Origin of the sequence: Methylobacterium sp. J-070, from assembly GCF_022829385.1 — a bacterium.
GTDB lineage: Bacteria > Pseudomonadota > Alphaproteobacteria > Rhizobiales > Beijerinckiaceae > Methylobacterium.
In genome coordinates this window covers 1-3,273 of sequence record NZ_JAKSXX010000275.1, presented here as the reverse complement: position 1 = coordinate 3,273, position 3,273 = coordinate 1, and the positions used below count along the sequence as shown (strand labels likewise).

Below are 3,273 nucleotides of genomic sequence, written 5' to 3'. Positions count from 1 at the left end.
GCGATGAAGCGCAGGGTTACCTGATCGGCAGGCCGCAGCCGATTGAGCGGTTCGCGGAGCGGGTTGGTGCTGCCGAACGAGTTACGGACTGCTCCGTTCCGGACACAACCACCGCGCTTTCTCGCCTCGCCGTAGGCCGTGCAAGGCGCTGACGAGCTTCGTCGGACAGCCGCATAAGCTTCCTGACGAAGCTGATCAAAGCCCCTAAGCGCCGGCTCCTCCGGATCGTAGGTCTGGCCGTGCTGCCCGGGCATGCGCTCAAGATGGCGAGCGGTGGGGCGGGCGTCGAAACGATCTAGGGTCAGTCGCCTGCGGGCCGGATCTGATGCACGTTGCCCTCGTCCGGCTGTGTCTCCGAGACGGACAGGATCTCCATCGAGGTCACTTCGTCCTCGACCTCCTTGACGCTCAGCCTCAGCCAAGCCGTTCCGCGGTCGTCCAGAGCGCGAAGCAGCGTGGCTCGGGCCCTGCCGTCGAGCATCCGGTCGCGGAACCTGATCCGGTGTTGTCGGCCCGTGGCGGGGTCCTCCACGATGACGGCCGTTGCTGTCGGGTCTGCGGTGTTGACGTCCACGACCTTCATGTACTGCTCGACAATCTTGCTCGTGGCTGGCCGTCGCGGCGAGCTGCGGAGTTCTCTCGCCTCCGTACGATCGAGTGGGGTGCCGGACAACTCCACGTTGTCGGTCAGCGACGACGCCTTGAGCAGGTGGTAGTTCGTGTTCAGGGCGCCATCTAGTGCGCTCTTCGTGATCTGGTTCTGCTCGGACATCAGGCCCGCAAGACGGTCGAATTGCTCCTTCTGCTGCTCGCTGGCGTACCTGACGGCCGCCAAGGCATCTCGCCGCTCCCCGGTTCTGATCTCATCAAGACGTGTTTCTTTGCGACCCTCTAGGAAGCCGCGGACACCCCAAGTGGTGCCGGCGATCAAGGCCAAGCCTAGGATGGTTATGATGAGTTCGGTGCCGGTCATCTTCCCCACCAATTCCGTCGATAGCTTCTCCGCGAGTTTCCAGAGGTTGTCGGATATCTCCGACGATCCCTCTTCGACCTTTACTCTGAAGCTTATTTCGTCAATCTCATCCTGTTTTAGCAGCCTGATATCCGGCGCGCCATGGCGGGCCAAGGCAAACAACCGAAGTATCTCGTCGTCTATCTTCGCATATGCCTCAAGAAATGGTCCATTGATCTCAGAGTGAAAATCGCCGCTAATCTTAACGCGCGTCGATGCCCATGCCGTCAGGACGACCCGTTCCAAGTCGTCGCTATCGAGTGTTGGCAACTGTTCAAACAGGATATCTAGCGCCTCGTCCGCCGATGCAACACGCAGCTCTCGCGGCATTAGCCCGCTCCCAACCCTCAGGGCGCCTGTATAGCTTAGCTTTTGCCGCTTGTGGCCTTCGTCCTGTCGATCCAGAGCGAGGCGTCAGCCGCGGCGATACCTGTCGAGACGTCACGCGGTCCGCGCTGTGCGGGCTTGCAGCCCTTCGGTCTCCTCCCGCCACGCATCCCGCTCGGTCGGCATGCCCTCGACGAGGGCGTGCATGTTGCCGGCATCGATCGCGGTTTCGACCAGCATGTCCTGGGCAGATGCCAGTTGCTCGCGCAGCTCCGCGTTCTCGGCCGCCAGGGCCAGAAGGAGAGCGGCCACGACATCGCTCATCCTGGCCTCACCTCGCTTCGAGGCAGAGGGTCTAGCGGCGGTCAAGCTTGGCCGCAATCGCATTCGTGTTTCAGCGCGACTGCGCCGGCGAGGCCGCACCTGGATCAAGGAGCGATAGATCCTGGTGCTGCTCTGCCGACGCTCGGCCGAAGCGCATCGCTGGGAGGCATCGTGGACCTGCGGCTCAATCACCGCGTTAGGCGATATGCGCGCGGAGTTTTCCATGACCCTTTCGGATCCCACCCGCTTAGCCCTCACAGAAGCTGCCCTCGCATCTGCGGATCGGCTCTGGCGTGATGAGATGCACCGCATCTATGGGCCGGACGGGGTGCTGACCTATGGGTATGCGCCGGAAGGACAGGGCGGCCTCGGCACGCCGTTGCGGCGAAGCTACGAAGCCCGGCGTGTGGCGGTCGCGCTCTGGCGCCATGAGCGTCATCGGGTAGCTCCATCGGTCTGAACCGATGGATACCCGGCAACCCGTATCCGTCGAACCGATCGCAGAGGGGGCTCACGCCCGTGTCATCGGCAGGCCGAAAGATGCCTGCCCTTACCCAGCGGGCTCAGCCGAGCGGGCCGCGTGGCTCGAAGGATACGACGGTACGCCTGCGGCGGACGGTCCTGATCTGCCAGAGGCGGACGCCTGATCCAACGATGATCGATGCCGGAGCGAAGGTCGACCTGCTAGATATTGGCTCAGGCATCTACGCTTAGCGAACACCTCCTCCCGGTGCCCACGACTGACCCACCGCCTCGTTGCGCGTGCCCGCCTCGTTCGACAGGCTTCGATACGAGGCCGCTCCTATGATGTGGGTCGGCTCACCGCTGGCCGGGGTGGCGACCCCGTGCTGTCCTAGCCACGCCCGCATCTGAGCGATCTCGCGCTGCTGCTCGACGATGATCGACTCGGCCAGCTGTCGGCTCCACGGGTCCTTGGCGTGCTTCATGGCGACCTGCGCCATCTCGATTGCTCCCTGGTGGTGAGGGATCATCTGCAGCCGGAAATCGACGTCCGGGTCGCCCGTGTAGGGAACCATCATCCCTTGCATCATCCGCTCGTGCGAGGCCTTGAACTCGCGCGTAGCCGGGGTGTCCGCACCCTGATGACCAGCGTGGCCCATATGCATGTGATCGGTGCCCTGAGCGACGGCGCTCCCAGCCAACGTCAACGCAAGCCCGGCCCCCATCAGCCAATCGCGATACCGCATGTTCGCCCCTACCGAATATGTATCGAGCCGGCGGCCGTAGGGGTTCCCACGATGGGAGGGTCAAGCCAGCGCGTCCGAAAGGCTACCATTCGCCCCACGGCGCGGGCTCTATGCGCTGCTGCATGACTGCACCATTTGCTTGGCGCAGTGCAGAACCAATCACGCTGGTAGAGTTCGATGACCCGGCTAGCGGACCTGCAGAATGACCTCGCGTTCCGGCAGGCGGTGCGGGCCGTGCGTGGCGCTTCCAGCACGCTGAGTGGACGAGCGGTGACGGAAGCGGAAGCTGAGTTCCTCGTTGGTATCGCGCTCGCGACGTTCGCGAACGCCGGCGGCCTGAATGAGCCGAGCCTCGGTCATCTAGCTCGGTTCTCGGGCAAGCTTGGGCCGAACGAGACCGTT

General features: G+C 63.6%; 5 protein-coding genes. 2 read left to right on the top strand and 3 right to left on the bottom strand.

Translation table 11 applies throughout. The features are described 5' to 3' along the window. Positions 1-301: 301 nt before the first annotated feature. Together MKL01_RS31240 and MKL01_RS31235 are read right to left on the bottom strand one after the other, a co-directional pair. On the bottom strand, positions 302-1,342 hold the full coding sequence (locus MKL01_RS31240; RefSeq protein WP_243909065.1) for a hypothetical protein: 1,041 nt from the start codon (positions 1,340-1,342) through the stop codon (positions 302-304). A 111-nt stretch (positions 1,343-1,453) separates the two neighbouring features. Next, complete coding sequence (locus tag MKL01_RS31235) at positions 1,454-1,663, bottom strand: hypothetical protein (RefSeq protein ID WP_243909064.1); 210 nt, start codon at positions 1,661-1,663, stop codon at positions 1,454-1,456. A gap of 464 nt (positions 1,664-2,127) precedes the next feature. Between MKL01_RS31235 and MKL01_RS31230 the strand changes: the two genes are divergently transcribed. Continuing rightward, positions 2,128-2,310, top strand: a complete 183-nt coding sequence (locus tag MKL01_RS31230) for an Rmf/CrpP family protein (RefSeq protein ID WP_243909063.1) — start codon at positions 2,128-2,130, stop codon at positions 2,308-2,310. A 63-nt stretch (positions 2,311-2,373) separates the two neighbouring features. Here MKL01_RS31230 and MKL01_RS31225 read toward each other — a convergent pair whose 3' ends face one another. Then, positions 2,374-2,871, bottom strand: a complete 498-nt coding sequence (locus tag MKL01_RS31225; RefSeq protein WP_279605008.1) for a DUF305 domain-containing protein — start codon at positions 2,869-2,871, stop codon at positions 2,374-2,376. A 177-nt stretch (positions 2,872-3,048) separates the two neighbouring features. Here MKL01_RS31225 and MKL01_RS31220 point away from each other — a divergent pair. After that, the coding region (locus MKL01_RS31220; protein WP_243909062.1) for a hypothetical protein at positions 3,049-3,273 on the top strand (225 nt) is incomplete at its 3' end.